The organism is Pseudomonas sp. GD03875 (assembly GCF_029840585.1).
GTDB classification, from domain to species: domain Bacteria; phylum Pseudomonadota; class Gammaproteobacteria; order Pseudomonadales; family Pseudomonadaceae; genus Aquipseudomonas; species Aquipseudomonas paralcaligenes.
Window position 1 is genome coordinate 35,673 of the sequence record NZ_JAOCCV010000012.1, and the last position, 15,432, is coordinate 51,104.

General features: G+C 66.6%; 16 protein-coding genes. 9 read left to right on the forward strand and 7 right to left on the reverse strand.

Annotation, left to right across the window (positions count from 1 at the left end; genetic code table 11):
* Position 1: 1 nt before the first annotated feature.
* The 5 genes from N5D30_RS12780 to pilG form a co-directional block, all read right to left on the reverse strand.
* Positions 2 to 865 (reverse strand): protein-glutamate O-methyltransferase, encoded by an 864-nt coding sequence (locus N5D30_RS12780; RefSeq protein WP_220815721.1) that lies wholly within the window; start codon positions 863 to 865, stop codon positions 2 to 4.
* 68 nt (positions 866 to 933) lie between these two features.
* Complete coding sequence (locus N5D30_RS12785) at positions 934 to 2,976, reverse strand: methyl-accepting chemotaxis protein (RefSeq protein WP_220815718.1); 2,043 nt, start codon at positions 2,974 to 2,976, stop codon at positions 934 to 936.
* Positions 2,977 to 3,060: 84 nt separating this feature from the next.
* Positions 3,061 to 3,597: a chemotaxis protein CheW gene (locus N5D30_RS12790; RefSeq protein ID WP_220815717.1), complete on the reverse strand. Its 537-nt coding sequence runs from the start codon at positions 3,595 to 3,597 to the stop codon at positions 3,061 to 3,063.
* Between the two features lie 47 nt (positions 3,598 to 3,644).
* Positions 3,645 to 4,010 carry a twitching motility response regulator PilH gene (pilH, locus tag N5D30_RS12795; RefSeq protein ID WP_043216118.1) on the reverse strand — a complete coding sequence of 122 codons (366 nt, stop codon included), beginning with the start codon at positions 4,008 to 4,010 and terminating at the stop codon, positions 3,645 to 3,647.
* A gap of 45 nt (positions 4,011 to 4,055) precedes the next feature.
* Complete coding sequence (gene pilG, locus N5D30_RS12800; RefSeq protein WP_021698994.1) at positions 4,056 to 4,463, reverse strand: twitching motility response regulator PilG; 408 nt, start codon at positions 4,461 to 4,463, stop codon at positions 4,056 to 4,058.
* 222 nt (positions 4,464 to 4,685) lie between these two features.
* On the opposite strand from pilG, the gene gshB reads away from it, so the two are divergent.
* The 7 genes from gshB (at position 4,686) to N5D30_RS12835 (ending at position 10,519) form a co-directional block, all read left to right on the forward strand.
* Positions 4,686 to 5,645, forward strand: coding sequence for a glutathione synthase (gshB, locus tag N5D30_RS12805; protein ID WP_220815716.1), 960 nt, complete (start codon positions 4,686 to 4,688; stop codon positions 5,643 to 5,645).
* 87 nt (positions 5,646 to 5,732) lie between these two features.
* Entirely contained in the window at positions 5,733 to 6,635 is a 903-nt protein-coding gene (locus N5D30_RS12810; RefSeq protein WP_279909301.1) for an energy transducer TonB, read from the forward strand.
* Positions 6,636 to 6,720: 85 nt separating this feature from the next.
* Positions 6,721 to 7,287, forward strand: coding sequence for a YqgE/AlgH family protein (locus N5D30_RS12815; protein ID WP_279909364.1), 567 nt, complete (start codon positions 6,721 to 6,723; stop codon positions 7,285 to 7,287).
* The gene (gene ruvX, locus N5D30_RS12820; RefSeq protein WP_220815714.1) at positions 7,284 to 7,709 is read left to right on the forward strand and encodes a Holliday junction resolvase RuvX; all 426 of its coding nucleotides are present in this window, start codon (positions 7,284 to 7,286) and stop codon (positions 7,707 to 7,709) included. The genes N5D30_RS12815 and ruvX overlap by 4 nt, the downstream gene beginning before the upstream one ends.
* Before the next feature lie 21 nt (positions 7,710 to 7,730).
* On the forward strand, positions 7,731 to 8,237 hold the full coding sequence (pyrR, locus tag N5D30_RS12825) for a bifunctional pyr operon transcriptional regulator/uracil phosphoribosyltransferase PyrR (RefSeq protein WP_279909302.1): 507 nt from the start codon (positions 7,731 to 7,733) through the stop codon (positions 8,235 to 8,237).
* Positions 8,238 to 8,246: 9 nt separating this feature from the next.
* On the forward strand, positions 8,247 to 9,248 hold the full coding sequence (locus tag N5D30_RS12830) for an aspartate carbamoyltransferase catalytic subunit (RefSeq protein ID WP_220815712.1): 1,002 nt from the start codon (positions 8,247 to 8,249) through the stop codon (positions 9,246 to 9,248).
* A complete protein-coding gene (locus tag N5D30_RS12835) occupies positions 9,248 to 10,519 on the forward strand; it encodes a dihydroorotase (RefSeq protein ID WP_279909303.1) in 1,272 nt (423 codons plus the stop codon). Before N5D30_RS12830 ends, N5D30_RS12835 begins: the two co-directional genes overlap by 1 nt.
* A 362-nt stretch (positions 10,520 to 10,881) precedes the next feature.
* On the opposite strand, the gene N5D30_RS12840 is transcribed toward N5D30_RS12835, so the two are convergent.
* Together N5D30_RS12840 and hslO are read right to left on the reverse strand one after the other, a co-directional pair.
* A complete protein-coding gene (locus tag N5D30_RS12840) occupies positions 10,882 to 12,423 on the reverse strand; it encodes a phosphoenolpyruvate carboxykinase (protein WP_279909304.1) in 1,542 nt (513 codons plus the stop codon).
* A 159-nt stretch (positions 12,424 to 12,582) separates the two neighbouring features.
* Positions 12,583 to 13,476 carry an Hsp33 family molecular chaperone HslO gene (hslO, locus tag N5D30_RS12845; RefSeq protein WP_279909305.1) on the reverse strand — a complete coding sequence of 298 codons (894 nt, stop codon included), beginning with the start codon at positions 13,474 to 13,476 and terminating at the stop codon, positions 12,583 to 12,585.
* A gap of 182 nt (positions 13,477 to 13,658) precedes the next feature.
* On the opposite strand from hslO, the gene N5D30_RS12850 reads away from it, so the two are divergent.
* Both N5D30_RS12850 and N5D30_RS12855 read left to right on the forward strand, forming a co-directional pair.
* On the forward strand, positions 13,659 to 14,498 hold the full coding sequence (locus N5D30_RS12850) for an SUMF1/EgtB/PvdO family nonheme iron enzyme (RefSeq protein ID WP_279909306.1): 840 nt from the start codon (positions 13,659 to 13,661) through the stop codon (positions 14,496 to 14,498).
* On the forward strand, positions 14,495 to 15,370 hold the full coding sequence (locus N5D30_RS12855) for a formylglycine-generating enzyme family protein (RefSeq protein ID WP_279909307.1): 876 nt from the start codon (positions 14,495 to 14,497) through the stop codon (positions 15,368 to 15,370). Before N5D30_RS12850 ends, N5D30_RS12855 begins: the two co-directional genes overlap by 4 nt.
* Positions 15,371 to 15,432 lie beyond the last annotated feature (62 nt).

Consider the following 15,432-nt stretch of genomic DNA (forward strand, 5'->3'; position numbering starts at 1 on the left):
CTTAGCCCTTGCGGGTAAACGCCAGAACCCGCTCGTCGGCCACCGGCACCAGGTCCGGATGCTGCCAACCGATCACTTCACCCACGCCCACCACCAGCAAGCCCCCCGGCACCAGGCGCTCGGCCAGGCGGTTGAGGATTTCCCGACGACGCCAGCGGCGGAAGTAGATCAGCAGGTTCTGGCAAAAAATTACGTCCATGCCGGATTGCGGCGCCTTGGCCAGCTCCAGCACATTCAGCCTGGCGGCGCAGACACGCGCTGCCAGATCCGGCACCACCTTGTAACGACCATCGTCCTGGGCGAGGAAGTAGCGCTCGCACAGGTCACTGTCCATCTGTTCCAGCTTGCGCGCGCCGTAGACCGCCTCGCGCGCCTTGTTCAGCGCGCTCAGGCTGATGTCGGTGCCGGTGACGCCGAACTGCCGGTCGCTGCCGGCCCCCTCCAGTATCTCGGCGACGCTGATCGCCATCGAGTAGGGCTCCTCGCCGCTGGAGCAGCCGACGCTCCAGAGTGCCAGAGGTCGCGGCGACTCGTCCGTGACCAGGCGCCCGCGCAGGTAACTTTCCAGCACATCGAAGGATGGGCGGTGACGAAAGAAACGGGTTTCCTGCACGGTGAGACGATCCAGCAGGGTCGACCACTCCACCGCCCCGCGCGGGCCGTCGGTGACCTGGCGGTAGTAGCTGGCGTAGTCGTCGACCCCCAGTTCGCGCATTCGCGCGGTCAGGTTGGTCTGCAGGAAGGCCCGGCGCTGCTCGTTGATCACGACGCCGGTGCGTTCTTCCAGCAGTGCCTGCCAGTCGCGGAACTCTCCCTGCGACATGTCGGCCATGGGTTTCAGGGCCCAGACGCCGCTTGGCTGCATGCCTTGCCCCTCGCTCATGGCCGAATGTCCCGGACAGCGGCCCTCTCAGGCCGCCATCACGCCCCTGATCAGGCCTGGCCTTCCGGCAGGGTGAAGCCGGATACCGAACGACGCATCTCGCTGGCCATCTTGGCCAGGTTGCCGATGCTCTTGGCGGTAGCGGTGGTACCTGCGGAGGTCTGCGAGGTGATCTCCTGAATCACGTTCATGGTGTTGGAGATGTGGCCGGCCGAAGAGGCCTGCTGGCGAGCGGCGTTGGAAATGTTCTGGATGAGGGCCGCGAGGGTCTTGGATACCTTCTCGATCTCTTCCAGGGCCACACCGGCGTCCTGCGCCAGGCGGGCACCGCGGACCACCTCGGAAGTGGTCTGCTCCATGGAGATAACCGCTTCGTTGGTGTCGGTCTGAATGGTCTTTACCAGTGCCTCGATCTGCTTGGTCGCCGCCGAGGAACGTTCCGCGAGGCGCTGTACCTCGTCCGCTACCACGGCGAAGCCGCGGCCCGCGTCACCGGCCATGGAGGCCTGGATCGCGGCGTTCAGTGCGAGGATGTTGGTCTGGTCGGCAATGTCGTTGATCAGGCTAACGATGTCACCGATCTCCTGGGACGATTCACCGAGGCGCTTGATCCGCTTCGAGGTGTCCTGGATCTGCTCACGGATGTTATCCATGCCGGTGATGGTGTTGTGCACCACCTCGTTGCCCTTGTTGGCGATGGCTACGGAACGTTCCGCTACCGCGGAGGATTCCGCGGCGTTCGCCGATACCTGGTCAATCGACACGGCCATTTCGTTGATCGCCGCGGAGGCGCCGGCGATTTCCTGGGCCTGGTGCTCGGAAGCCTCGGCCAGGTGCATCGCGGTGGACTGGGTTTCCTGGGCGGCGGCGGCCACCTGCACGGCGGTCGAGTTGATCGTCGCTACCAGGTCGCGCAGCTGGTCGATGGAGTAGTTGATGGAGTCCGCGATCGCACCGGTGAAGTCCTCGGTCACGGTCGCGGCCACGGTCAGGTCACCGTCCGCGAGGTCGGCGATCTCGTCGAGCAGACGCAGAATCGCGGTCTGGTTACGCTCGTTCTTCTCGGCGGTGGAGGCCAGCCGGCGGTTGGTTTCGCGTACCATCACCAGGCCGATGAGGATGATCGCCGCCAGGGCCAGGGCGCCCAGCACGTAACCGGCGACGGTATTGAAGTAACGGCCGTCGGCCAGGTCCTCGAACTCGCCGGCCAGGCCGGAGGTCTTGTCCAGCAGGGTCTGCGAACCGGTGAAGATGGTGTTGGCGGACTCACGGACCTGGAACAGTTCCGGAGAGGTCTCGAGAATCTCGTCCACCGAGCCGGATACGAACTGGAACAGCTCGGAAATCTCGGCCAGGCGCTCCAGGGCGTCCTGGTCGGTCACCGCGGAGATTTCCATGGCGCTGTTGCCTTCGATCATCGCCTTGAGCACGCGACCGAACAGGCTGGCGTCGCGGCCGAACATGTCGGCGGCCTGGACGGAGTCGTCGTCACCGGCCAGCACCTTGTTCACCGAGCCGAGGATACGTTCGGCAAGCAGCGACTGGCGCTGGGCCACGGAGACCTGGGCCGCCGGCGCGCCGCTCTGCAGCAGGATGTCGACCACCTCTTCGTACTCGACCTGCAGCTGCGGGATGGTTTCGGCGAGGGTCGCCGCCACCTGGTGCAGGGACAGTACGGTCTGTTCGCTCTGCAGGATGGCGTCGGCGTTCTGCCGCAGCACGTCCCAGTCCTTCTGTACCTCGTCCATCTTCGGCTTGACCGATTCCGGCGCCGGCGGCAGGCCGCTTTCCTCGCTGCCGGAGGTCAGGAAGCCCCAGCGCTCCTCGAAGTCGCGACGCGCTTCCTTCAGCAACGGGAAGGCTTCCGCCTTGCCGGCCGCCGCTTCCGTGGCGTTCTTCGCGATACGCTGGGACAGCACGCGCAGCTCGCCCGCGTGGCTGATGTATTCCTTGTCGTAGGTGGACTGGGTGTTGAGGTAGGCGAAGTTGGCGAACAGCAACACGATGGAAATGATCAGGACTATGAAGAGTCCGGCGATCAGCGTGTTACTGCGCACACCTGCCAAGAGATTGCCTGCATCGATTTTCTTCATTATTTGGCCCCCGCCTGGACCGACCGCACAACGATTTCCGTGTAACGCCAAAGAGCCGGCAAGCGCCGACTCAACCGAAATTGCCTATACCGCCACGTCGAGAAAACCCTGGTGCTGCGCCAGCGCGTGCGGGCTGAACACCAGCCAGGGCCGCTCGCGCTGGAAAACCCCATGAACGAAAGGCGAAATGGTCGCCTCCAACGGCGGCAGCTGCTCGGAGAAGGTATCCACCGGGAAGTGCTGCATGCCGAATACTTCGTCGACCGTCAGGCCGGCGAACACTTCGTTATGATCGACCACCAGCACCCGCCGCTGCTTGCGCAGGGGCGACAGCTCGCTGCCGAAGAAGCCGCACAGGTCCATCACCGGCAGCAGCCTGCCGCGCACGTTGGCGACGCCCTTGACCCAGCTCTTCACGCCGGGCAGCAGGGTGTGCCGAGGCTCATGCAGCACTTCGCCGATCTCCCCCATGGGCGCCACGAAATAACGCTCGCCCATGCGAAAGCCGATCCCGCTCCAGGTCTGCACCGCCTGCTGCTGCGACGGCAGACCGGCCGCCAGCGTGCGACAGTGGCGGTCGAGATCAACGAGAAGCTGGAAGGGGGATTGGTCGTCCGACATGCCGGCCTTGGCCTTTTCTTCTTATGTGGCTGCGGACTGGCGCGGCTTCAGCCGGCCAGCACCGCATTGAGGGTCTTCATCAGCGTATCTTCGTCCACCGGCTTGGTCAGGTAGTCACGCGCGCCCTGGCGCTTGCCCCAGACCTTGTCGGTTTCCTGATCCTTGGTGGTCACGATGATCACCGGGATGTGACTGGTTTCGGCGTCCTTGGTCAGTTGACGGGTCGCCTGGAAGCCGTTGAGCCCGGGCATGACGATGTCCATCAGTACCGCATCGGGCTTTTCCTGGCGGGCCAGGGCCACGCCGTCGGCACCATTTTCCGCCTTGAGTACCTGATGGCCATGCTTCTCGAGCATGGCGGTCAGTTTGTACATCTCGGTCGGCGAGTCATCAACAATCAGAATACGAGCCATGAAGTTCCCCATTCGGAATAGGCATCACCGGCTTGTGGCCGGACATCAGGAGGCTTGCTCCACCGGGACGAACTCGGGCACATGCGCCTTGATGGCACCGAGCAGCTCTTCCTTGCTGAAAGGCTTGGTCAGGTACTGGTCGGAACCGACGATACGCCCCTTGGCCTTGTCGAACAGGCCGTCCTTGGAGGACAGCATGATCACCGGGGTGGATTTGAAAGCACTGTTGTTCTTGATCAGGGCGCAGGTCTGATAGCCGTCGAGGCGCGGCATCATGATGTCGACGAAGATGATGCTCGGATGCGTATCGGCGATCTTGGCCAGCGCATCGAAGCCGTCCACCGCAGTGATGACCTCGCAACCCACCTTCTTCAGCAGAGTCTCGGCGGTGCGACGAATCGTCTTCGAATCGTCGATCACCATCACCTTCAAACCCTCGGAATGCTGTTCCATGTCTGCCCTACCATCGCCTCGGTGAGTCGTTTGTTTTTTATATACAGCACAGTGTGGCTGAGGCCGTAACACTGACGGGCTGCGACCCGATCGTCCGGACTTTTTAGCACACTCTCCTGATGCAATCTATAAGCCCCCGGAACTCCGGGTTTTTCTTGACCGGCCTGCCCCACGGCGCCACCCTTGCGCATTCCTTCGGTCACTCGGAACAGGTTTCAGCCCATGAGCATTCGCCTGGGGATCGTCATGGATCCCATCGCCCAGATCAACTTCAAGAAGGACAGCTCGCTGGCCATGCTCCTGGCGGCCCAGGCGCGCGGTTGGTCGCTCTTCTACATGGAGCAGCGCGACCTCTATACGAATGCCGGCCACGCCCGCTCCCGCATGAAGCCGTTGCAGGTCTTCAACGACCCGCAGCGCTGGTTCGAGCTGGGCGAGGAAACGGACGCCCCGCTGGCCGAACTGGACGTGATCCTGATGCGCAAGGACCCGCCCTTCGATAACGAATTCGTCTACTCCACCTACCTGCTGGAACAAGCCGAGCGCGACGGCGTGCTGGTGGTCAACCGCCCGCAGAGCCTGCGCGATTGCAACGAGAAACTGTTCGCCACCCAGTTCCCTCATTGCATGCCGCCCACCCTGGTCAGCCGCAGACCCGATATTCTGCGCGAGTTCGCGAAAGCGCAGCGTGACATCATTCTCAAACCCCTTGATGGCATGGGCGGCTCCTCGATCTTCCGCCACCGCGACGGCGACCCCAACCTTTCCGTGATCCTCGAAACCCTGACCGCCCACGGCACCCAGCAGATCATGGCCCAAGGCTACCTGCCGGCCATCGTGGATGGCGACAAGCGCATTCTGATGATAGACGGTGAACCGGTGCCCTACTGCCTGGCGCGCATTCCCGCCCTGGGCGAGACCCGCGGCAACCTGGCCGCCGGCGGCCGTGGCGAGGCGCGACCATTGACCGACCGCGACCGCTGGATCGCGGCGGAAGTGGGGCCGGTGCTGCGCGAGAAGGGTCTGCTGTTCGTCGGCCTGGACGTGATCGGCGAGCACCTGACCGAGATCAACGTGACCAGCCCGACCTGCATCCGCGAGATCGACAAGGCCTACGACACCCGCATCGGCGAGCGCCTGATGGATGCCATCGAAGGCAAGCTCGCCGCGCGCAAAGCTTGAAGCAGGTGGCAGCTTGGCGCTTGCGGCTTGCAGCCTGACGACCCGAGCCGGCAGACTGCGCGGCAATCCGATCCCCGTCCACGCCAGATGAACGCAGCCCTAAAACCACCGCCCGAACTGACCAGCTCAGGCATCCGCCCCGCGGATCGCCTGGGCTTCACCCTGTTCGTCGCCACCCTGTTGCACCTGGCCCTGATCCTCGGCGTCGGCTTCACCATGGCCGAGCCCGGGCAGATCAGCAAGACGCTGGAAATCACCCTGTCCACCTTCAAGAGCGAGGACAAGCCCAAGGAGGCCGACTACCTCGCCCAGGACAACCAGCAGGGCAGCGGCACCCTCGAGCACAAGGCGGCGCCCAAGACCACCGAGCAGGCGCCGTTCCAGGACAGCAAGGTGAACAAGGTCACCCCGGCCGCCGCGCCGCAGCCCACCCAGCGCAAGGAGGCCGCCGCGGCCAAGACCGCGCTGACCACCACCAAGGCGCAACCGCAGAAGGCCGCGACCAAGCAGAAGGAAGACGAGCCCCAGCCCGACGCCCAGCCGGCGCCGGTGTTCGACTCGGCCCAGCTGTCCGCCGACATCGCCAGCCTGGAGGCGGAGCTGGCCCAGGAGCAGCAGCTCTACGCCAAGCGGCCGAAGATCCACCGCCTCAACGCCGCCTCGACCATGCGCGACAAGGGCGCCTGGTACAAGGACGAGTGGCGCAAGAAGGTCGAGCGCATCGGCAACCTGAACTACCCGGAAGAGGCGCGGCGCCAGCGCATCTACGGCAGCCTGCGCTTGCTGGTGTCGATCAACCGCGACGGCACGCTTTACGAGGTGCAGGTGCTGGAGTCCTCCGGCCAGCCGACGCTGGACCAGGCCGCCCTGCGCATCGTGCGCCTGGCCGCCCCGTTCGCCCCCTTCAGCGGCGACCTCGCGGACATCGACCGGCTGGAGATCATCCGCACCTGGCGCTTCGAACGCGGCGACCGGCTGTCGAGCAACTAGGAATCCCAGCGGTGCGCACAGCGCACCCTACCGGCAGCACCTTGCCGAGCTTGTGACCTGGAGCGTGTCGCTCCAAACTAGCGCCATGAAGACCGCCGCCAGCTACCTCAAGCACCACTTCCTGATCGCCATGCCGCACATGGCCGATCCGAATTTCGCGCAGACCGTCACCTACTTGGTCGAGCACAACGAGCAGGGCGCCATGGGCCTGGTGATCAACCGCCCCAACGGCCTCAACCTGGCCGACGTGCTCGAACAGCTGCGCCCCGACGAGACCCCGCCCGCGCTCTGCCAGAGCCTGCCGATCTTCGCCGGCGGGCCGGTGCAGACCGACCGCGGTTTCGTCCTGCACCCGAGCGGGCACGACTTCCAGGCCACCCTGGGGCTGGGCGAACTGGCCCTGTCCACCTCCCAGGACGTGCTGTTCGCCATCGCCGACGGCAACGGCCCGGCGAAACACCTGATCACCCTCGGCTACGCCGGCTGGGAAGCCGGCCAGCTGGAGGCCGAACTGGCCGACAACGCCTGGCTGACCTGCCCCGCCGACGCCGCCATCCTCTTCGACACGCCCTACGACCAGCGCCTGGAGGCCGCAGCCGCGCGCCTGGGCGTCAACCTCGGCCTGCTCACCGCCCAGGCCGGCCACGCATGAGCGCCACGCCGCGCCTGCTGCTGGGCTTCGACTACGGCACCAAGCAGATCGGCGTCGCCGTCGGCCAGGCCGTCACCGGCCAGGCCCGCGAGCTGTGCGTGCTCAAGGCGCAGAACGGTGTGCCGGACTGGCAGAAGGTCGAGGCGCTGATCAAGGAGTGGCAGCCGGACGCCATCGTCGTCGGCCTGCCGCTGAACATGGACGGCAGCCGCAGCGAGATGAGCGAGCGCGCGGAGAAGTTCGCCCGCCGCCTCAACGGCCGCTTCAACCTGCCGGTGCACACCCACGACGAACGCCTTACCACCTTCGAGGCCAAGGGCCAGCGCCTGTCCCAGGGCCAGCGCGGCGGCTACCGCGAGCGCCCGGTGGACGCCCTGGCCGCCGCCCTGCTGCTGGAAGGCTGGCTCGAACACCATCTTTAGGACTGATTGCGAGGACTGCCCATGACCCTGCCCGATCCCCAACAGCTGCTGCCACGCATGGCCGCCGACCTGCGTGCCCTGCTGCAGCGGCGCGGCGTCGACCAGGCACACTTCATCGGCATCCGCACCGGCGGCGTCTGGGTCGCCGAGGCGCTGCTGCGCGAGCTGGGCCTGGAGCAGCCGCTGGGTACCCTGGACGTGTCCTTCTACCGCGACGACTTCACCCGCAGCGGCCTGCACCCGCAGGTGCGCCCCTCCGAGCTGCCGTTCGAGATCGAGGACCAGCATCTGGTGCTGGTGGACGACGTGCTGATGAGCGGGCGCACCATCCGCGCCGCCCTCAACGAGCTGTTCGACTATGGCCGCCCGGCCAGCGTGACCCTGGTCAGCCTGCTCGACCTGAACGCCCGCGAGCTGCCGATCCACGCCGACGTGCTCGGCGCCACCCTCGCCCTGGCGCCCGAGCAGCGGGTAAAATTGTCCGGCCCCGCGCCGCTCGCCCTCGAGCTGCAAAGCCTCTCCGCCTAGGACCACCCCATGCCCATCGACGCCAAGCGCTCGCTGCAGCTCAACGACCAGGGCCAGCTGCGCCACTTCCTCTCGCTCGACGGCCTGCCCCGCGAGCTGCTGACGGAAATCCTCGACACCGCCGACTCCTTCCTCGAAGTCGGCGCCCGAGCGGTGAAGAAGGTCCCGCTGCTGCGCGGCCGCACCGTGTGCAACGTGTTCTTCGAGAACTCCACGCGCACCCGCACCACCTTCGAGCTGGCCGCCCAGCGCCTGTCGGCCGACGTGATCAGCCTCAACGTGTCGACCAGCTCGACCAGCAAGGGCGAGACCCTGTTCGACACCCTGCGCAACCTCGAGGCCATGGCCGCGGACATTTTCGTCGTGCGCCACGCCGACTCCGGCGCCGCCCACTTCATCGCCGAGCACGTGTGCCCGAACCTGGCGATCATCAACGGCGGCGACGGGCGCCACGCGCACCCGACCCAGGGCATGCTGGACATGCTCACCATCCGCCGGCACAAGGGCGGCTTCGAGAACCTCTCCGTGGCCATCGTCGGCGACATCCTGCACTCGCGGGTGGCGCGCTCCAACATGCTCGCGCTGAAGACCCTGGGCTGCCCGGACATCCGCGTGATCGGGCCGAAGACCCTGCTGCCGGTCGGCGTGGAACAGTACGGGGTGAAGGTCTACACCGACTTCGCCGAGGGCCTTAAGGACGTCGACGTGGTGATCATGCTGCGCCTGCAGCGCGAGCGCATGCAGGGCGGCCTGCTGCCCAGCGAGGGCGAGTTCTACCGCCTCTACGGCCTGACCGAGCAGCGCCTGCGGCAGGCCAAGCCGGACGCCCTGGTGATGCACCCGGGGCCGATCAACCGCGGCGTGGAAATCGAGTCGGCGGTGGCCGACGGCCCGCAGTCGGTGATCCTCAACCAGGTCACCTACGGCATCGCCATCCGCATGGCCGTGCTGTCCATGGCCATGAGCGGCCAGGCCACCCAGCGCCAACTCAACGCCGAGGAGCAGAACTGATGCGCAGCCGAATCCTCGGAGCCCGGGTGATCGACCCGGCCAGCGGCCTGGACCAGGTCCGCGACCTCTACCTGGAGAGCGGCAAGATCGCCGCCTTCGACCAGGCGCCGGCCGGCTTCGAAGCCGACCAGACCATCGACGCCCGCGGCCTGGTCGCCAGCCCCGGCCTGGTCGACCTGTCCGTCGCCCTGCGCGAGCCGGGCTACAGCCGCAAGGGCAGCATCGCCAGCGAGACCCTGGCCGCCGCCGCCGGCGGCGTCACCAGCCTGTGCTGCCCGCCGCTGACCAAGCCGGTGCTGGACACCTCGGCGGTGGCCGAACTGATCCTCGACCGCGCCCAGGAAGCCGGCCACACCAAGGTGTTCCCCATCGGCGCGCTGACCAAGGGCCTGGGCGGCGAACAACTGGCCGAACTGGTCGCCCTGCGCGACGCCGGCTGCGTGGCCTTCGCCAATGGCCTGGCACCGATGGTCAACAACCGCACCCTGCGTCGCGCCCTGGAATACGCCGCCACTTTCGACCTGACCGTGGTATTCCACACCCAGGACGCCGACCTGGCCGAAGGCGGCCTGGCCCACGAGGGCGCCACCGCCAGCTTCCTCGGCCTCGCCGGCATCCCGGAAAGCGCCGAGACCGTGGCCCTGACCCGCGACCTGCTGCTGGTCGAGCAGAGCGGCGTGCGCGCCCACTTCAGCCAGCTGACCAGTGCCCGCGGCGCGGAAATGATCGCCGCGGCCCAGGCGCGCGGCCTGCCGGTGACCGCCGACGTGGCGATGTACCAGCTGATCCTCACCGACGAGGCGCTGCTGGGCTTCTCCAGCCTCTACCACGTGCAGCCGCCGCTGCGCACCGCGTTCGACCGCGACGGCCTGCGCGAGGCGGTGAAGAGCGGCGTGATCGGCGCCATCGCCAGCCACCATCAGCCCCACGAGGCGGATGCCAAGCTGGCGCCGTTCGGCGCCACCGAGCCGGGCATCAGCAGCGTCGAACTGCTGCTGCCGCTGGCCATGACCCTGGTGCAGGACGGCCTGCTCGACCTGCCGACCCTGCTGGCGCGCCTGACCACCGGCCCGGCCAGAGCCCTGCGCCTGCCTGCCGGCCGTCTGGCCGTCGGCGCCCCGGCCGACCTGCTGCTGCTCGACGCCGAGGGCCAGACCCTGGCCGGGGAAACCTGGCATTCGAAGGGCGCCAATTGCCCCTTCATCGGCCACTGCCTGCCGGGCAGGGTGCGCTACACCCTGGTGGACGGCCGCGTCAGCTATCAGGGCTGACGCGGCGGAAAATCCGCCGGACATGAAGAAGGCTATACCCCGTTAAATGCTGCACACCTTGTGGGAGCGGATTTATCCGCGAATGTCGCAGCCCACCCAGCCGCTCCCACAAAAGCGGGATTGCGCCACCAACACGTTCTGGGTCCCCGCCTGCGCGGGGATGACGAGGTAGAGATAGGACTCACTCCTGCCGAGGAGCATCATTCCCGTACAGGCGGGATAGCACTTGCGCTGGGAGGGGAATAATCCAGGAGCATACAGCTACAGCGCTCAGACAAAGGGGCTTGACCGCGCAACACGCACGGGAAGATAGCCATGAAAAAGCCGCCCGAGGGCGGCTTTTTCGTCACTGGGCGCTCGGCTTACAGCTGAGGCCCGGCGTTGCGGATGGCGTCGGACACGTCGAACTTCTGGAAGTTGTCGATGAACAGCTTGGCCAGGGTCTTGGCGGCCTCGTCGTAGGCGTTCTGGTCGGCCCAGGTGCTGCGCGGGTTGAGCAGGCCGGTCTCGACGCCCGGCACGGCCTTCGGCACGTCCAGGTTGATGATCGGCAGGTGCTCGGTCTCGGCACCGACCAGCGCGCCGCTCTGGATGGCGGCGATCACGCCACGGGTGGTAGGGATGCTGAAGCGCTTGCCGACGCCGTAGCCGCCACCGGTCCAGCCGGTGTTGACCAGGTACACCTTGGAACCGAAGCCACGGATGCGCTTGATCAGCAGCTCGGCGTACTCACCGGCGGGACGCGGGAAGAACGGCGCGCCGAAGCAGGTGGAGAAGGTCGACTTGATGCCGCCGCCGCTGCCCATCTCGGTGGAGCCGACCAGCGCGGTGTAGCCGGACAGGAAGTGGTAGGCCGCCTGCTCTTCGTTGAGGATGGACACCGGCGGCAGCACGCCGGTCAGGTCGCAGGTCAGGAAGATCACGGCGTTCGGCTCGCCGCCCAGATTCTTCTCGCTGCGCTTCTCGACCAGCTCCAGCGGGTAGGCCGCGCGGCTGTTCTGGGTCAGGCTGTCGTCGGCGTAGTCCGGCACGCGGTTCTCGTCGAGCACCACGTTCTCCAGCACGGCGCCGAACTGGATGGCCTTCCAGATCACCGGCTCGTTCTTCTCGGACAGGTCGATGCACTTGGCGTAGCAGCCGCCCTCGATGTTGAACACCACGCCCTCGCCCCAGCCGTGCTCGTCGTCACCGATCAGGTAGCGGCTCGGGTCGGCGGACAGGGTGGTCTTGCCGGTGCCGGACAGGCCGAAGAACAGGGTCACGTCGCCTTCCTCGCCGATGTTGGCGGCGCAGTGCATCGGCAGCACGTCGGCTTCCGGCAGCAGGAAGTTCTGCACGGAGAACATGGCCTTCTTCATCTCGCCGGCGTAGCGCATGCCGGCGATCAGGACCTTCTTCTGGGCGAAGTTGAGGATGACGCAGCCGTCGGAATTGGTGCCGTCGCGCTCCGGCACGCATTCGAAGTTGGCGACGTTGAGGACCTGCCACTCGTCCCTGCCGGCCGGGTTGTAGGTTTCCGGGTTGATGAACAGGCAGCGGCCGAACAGGTTCTGCCAGGCGGTCTGGGTGGTCATCTTCACCGGCAGGTAGTGCTCGGCGGCGGAACCGACGTGGACGTAGGAAACGAAGTGATCCTGGGCGGCGTTGAAGGCCTCGACGCGGTCCCACAGGGCATCGAACTTGTCCGCGGGGAACGGACGGTTGATGCTGCCCCAGGCGATCTTGGCCTCGGTGCTCGGCTCCTGGACGATGAAGCGATCGACCGGAGAACGGCCGGTACGGTGGCCGGTGCGGACAACCAGAGAGCCATTGGCGGCCAGCTCACCCTCGCCACGGCGTATGGCCTCTTCGACCAGTTGGGCAGCGCTGATGTCGGTGTAAACGGCGGTGTTGGCTTGCGTCATTTGGGTCCCCGTCGGCCGGCGGCCGAGTCTTCCGAACGTTGTGTAGTGAGCCACGTAACGCACTACATCGATAAAAAAGTCGCGGGAGTATGCCAGAAAAGCGAGGTTCTTGGCAGCCTCTTGTCCATGAATGCTTTCGATAGAGCCAGGCTATGGGCGTCAGTGACGGGTCGTCGACGGCGCCTGGCTGTCGCCGGTGGCGAACAGCTGGGCGACGTCGCTGGCGTCGAACAGATAGCGCTCGTTGCAGAACTGGCAGTCGACTTCCACCTGGCCGCCGCTTTCCTCCAGCAGAGCCTCGGCATCCGCCTGGCCGATGCTGACCAGGGCCCTCGCCGAGCGCTCGCGCGAGCAGCTGCAGCGGAACTGCAGCGGGCTGGGCTCGAACAGGCGCACGGACTCCTGGTGATAGAGGCGGTGCAGCACGGTCTCGTTGTCCAGTCCCAGCAGCTCCTCGGCGGTCAGGGTATCGGCCAGGGTCAGCAGGTGGTTCCAGCTCTCCTGGCGCTCCTCCGGCTCGGCCTGGTGGTGCGGCGGCAACTGCTGCAGCAGCAGGCCGCGGGCGCGCTGGCCGTCGGCACGCAGCCAGAAGCGGGTCGGCAACTGCTCGGAGGTGGCGAAATAGGCGGTCAGGCTGTCGGCCAGGCTGTCGCCCTCCAGCTCGACGATGCCCTGGTAGCGCTGGCCCCTGGCGGGGTCGATAGTCAAGGCCAGAACGCCGTCCGGCATCAGCTCGCGCAGACCGGCGCCGGCATCCACCGCCTCAGCGTCGTAACGGGCGATGCCACGCACGTCGCGCTCGCTGGAGCACTCGATCATCACCAGCGGCACCGGGCCGGAAGAGCGCGCCTGGAGAACCAGCAGCCCCTCGAACTTCAGGGTACCGACCAGCAGGGCGGCGGCGGCGAGCATCTCGCCGAGCAGCTGGGCCACCGGTTGCGGGTAGGGATGCTTGGCCAGCACGTGCTGGTAGCTCTCGGCGAGGCTGACCATTTCGCCACGGACGTCGGTGTCATCGAAGAGGAAACGCTGGGTGAAATCGTAGGTAGGCATGACGGGAACCGCGCAGGGCATGACAATGACTGGCAAGCGTACCGCCGCGATATAACGCGACAGCGCTCGCACAATGAAGGGCACAATTCTAGGGACAATGTCGCCTACCTCCAAGCGAACCTTCCCCAGTGGCAGCCTTCGGCGCCACGGCCCACGGTTGCACCCTTTCATCAGGAGCTGTCATGCCCAGCCTCATCCGCCGCTGCGCCCCGCTCGCACTGAGCCTCTGCTGCGCTGCGACCCACGCCGCCGATCCCGTCGACATGCTGGACATTCCCGGTGGCAGCTTCCTGATGGGCTCCTGCGCGGGCGACGGATGCCCGAACCCAGACCCCAAGGCCAACGACAACGAAATGCCGCAGCGACGGGTACAGGTGGCGCCCTTCCAAATGGGCCGGACCGAAGTGACCCTCGGCCAGTACAAGACCTTTCTCGCCGAGGCCGGACGCACGGATCTGGTGAATGACCGCTTCCTCGAATACAACCGCCGCGGCAACCAGGTGCCGGTGGTCGCAGTGAGCTGGATCGACGCCCAGGCCTACATCGCCTGGCTGAACGAACATCACGGCGGCGGCTGGAGACTGCCGACCGAGGCGGAATGGGAGTACGCCTGCCGTGCCGGCGGCCAGCACAGATACTGCGGCAGCGACGACGCCGGCGCGGTGGCCTGGTACACCAGCAACAGCGGCCCGGGCAACTCGCCGCTGAGACTGGCGCAGCCGGTCGCCGGCAAGCGGCCGAATGCCTTCGGCCTGTACGACATGAGCGGCAATGCCATGGAGTGGGTCCAGGACTGCTGGCACGACAGCTACCGGAATGCCCCGGCCGACGGCAGCGCCCGGAACGCACCTTGCGACGACAACAGCCCCTTCGTCGCCCGGACCTATCGCGGAGGCAGCTGGGACACCTACGACTTCGTCGTGCGTGCGGCCTGGCGCAGCCACGCGTTTCCAGCCTCCCAGTACGACACGCTGGGCTTCCGTCTCGCCCGCACACCCATCGACAGCCGGAGCGCACCATGAGCCGCCGCTGCGCCCCGCTGCTGACGATAGCCACAGCCCTGATCCTGTACGGCTGCGCCCCTGACCTTCCCGACGAACAGGGCGGACCGCTGGGCATCAGGATGCAGACCATCGCCGCCGGCGACTTCCTGATGGGTGCCTGCACCACCGATGAGTGTGCCGCAGCCGAGCAGGACCGTTTCCTGTTCGCCGCCGACGACAGCGAGAGTCCGCAGCATCCCGTACACGTCCCCGCCTTCCAGATCGGCGTCACCGAAGTCACCCTGGGGCAGTTCATGCAGTTCGTCGTTGCGGCCGGACGCCAGGAGCTGCTGAGCAACGAATTCCGTGCCCGCAACGCTTGGGGCGATGACGCCCCCGTGGTGCATGTCAGCTGGAACGATGCCCAGGACTTCATCGACTGGCTGAATCTCGTCCACGGCGAGGGCTGGCAGCTGCCGACCGAGGCCGAGTGGGAATACGCCTGCCGCGCAGGCGGCCAGCACACCCATTGCGGCGGCGACGAGGTGGGCACCCTGGCCTGGCACAGCGGCAACAGCGGTGGGCAACCCCACCCGGTTGGCCAGAAACAGGCCAACGGCTTCGGCCTGCACGACATGAACGGCAACGCCTGGGAGTGGGTCCAGGACTGCTGGCACGACGACTACACCGGCGCACCGTCCGATGGCAGCGCCTGGACCCGCGACTGCAGCGATATCGCCCGCATCGAAGGCGGCAGATTCGTCAAGGAGCCCAACAAGGTCTTCCGTGGCGGCTCCTGGTACAACGTCGACTCGCTCCTGCGCGCCGGCGCCCGCTACCGCTCGCCGGCCGGGGACCGGGCCGGCACCATCGGCTTCCGCCTCGCCCGGACACCCGGGGACGCCGGGTGAAGTCGCGGCCAGACATGACGCTCATCCGAAAAGCATGACAATCCGTTGAAGGGCCGTTAGAA

Coding starts and splice junctions, on each gene's coding strand:
- N5D30_RS12855 (WP_279909307.1), top strand. CDS start 14,495: ATGAGCCGCCGCTGCGCCCCGCTGCTGACGATAGCCACAGCCCTGATC.
- hslO (WP_279909305.1), bottom strand. CDS start 13,476: ATGCCTACCTACGATTTCACCCAGCGTTTCCTCTTCGATGACACCGAC.
- ruvX (WP_220815714.1), top strand. CDS start 7,284: ATGAGCGCCACGCCGCGCCTGCTGCTGGGCTTCGACTACGGCACCAAG.
- N5D30_RS12790 (WP_220815717.1), bottom strand. CDS start 3,597: ATGTCGGACGACCAATCCCCCTTCCAGCTTCTCGTTGATCTCGACCGC.
- pyrR (WP_279909302.1), top strand. CDS start 7,731: ATGACCCTGCCCGATCCCCAACAGCTGCTGCCACGCATGGCCGCCGAC.
- N5D30_RS12780 (WP_220815721.1), bottom strand. CDS start 865: ATGCAGCCAAGCGGCGTCTGGGCCCTGAAACCCATGGCCGACATGTCG.
- gshB (WP_220815716.1), top strand. CDS start 4,686: ATGAGCATTCGCCTGGGGATCGTCATGGATCCCATCGCCCAGATCAAC.
- N5D30_RS12835 (WP_279909303.1), top strand. CDS start 9,248: ATGCGCAGCCGAATCCTCGGAGCCCGGGTGATCGACCCGGCCAGCGGC.
- N5D30_RS12785 (WP_220815718.1), bottom strand. CDS start 2,976: ATGAAGAAAATCGATGCAGGCAATCTCTTGGCAGGTGTGCGCAGTAAC.
- N5D30_RS12810 (WP_279909301.1), top strand. CDS start 5,733: ATGAACGCAGCCCTAAAACCACCGCCCGAACTGACCAGCTCAGGCATC.
- pilH (WP_043216118.1), bottom strand. CDS start 4,010: ATGGCTCGTATTCTGATTGTTGATGACTCGCCGACCGAGATGTACAAA.
- N5D30_RS12830 (WP_220815712.1), top strand. CDS start 8,247: ATGCCCATCGACGCCAAGCGCTCGCTGCAGCTCAACGACCAGGGCCAG.
- N5D30_RS12815 (WP_279909364.1), top strand. CDS start 6,721: ATGAAGACCGCCGCCAGCTACCTCAAGCACCACTTCCTGATCGCCATG.
- N5D30_RS12850 (WP_279909306.1), top strand. CDS start 13,659: ATGCCCAGCCTCATCCGCCGCTGCGCCCCGCTCGCACTGAGCCTCTGC.
- pilG (WP_021698994.1), bottom strand. CDS start 4,463: ATGGAACAGCATTCCGAGGGTTTGAAGGTGATGGTGATCGACGATTCG.
- N5D30_RS12840 (WP_279909304.1), bottom strand. CDS start 12,423: ATGACGCAAGCCAACACCGCCGTTTACACCGACATCAGCGCTGCCCAA.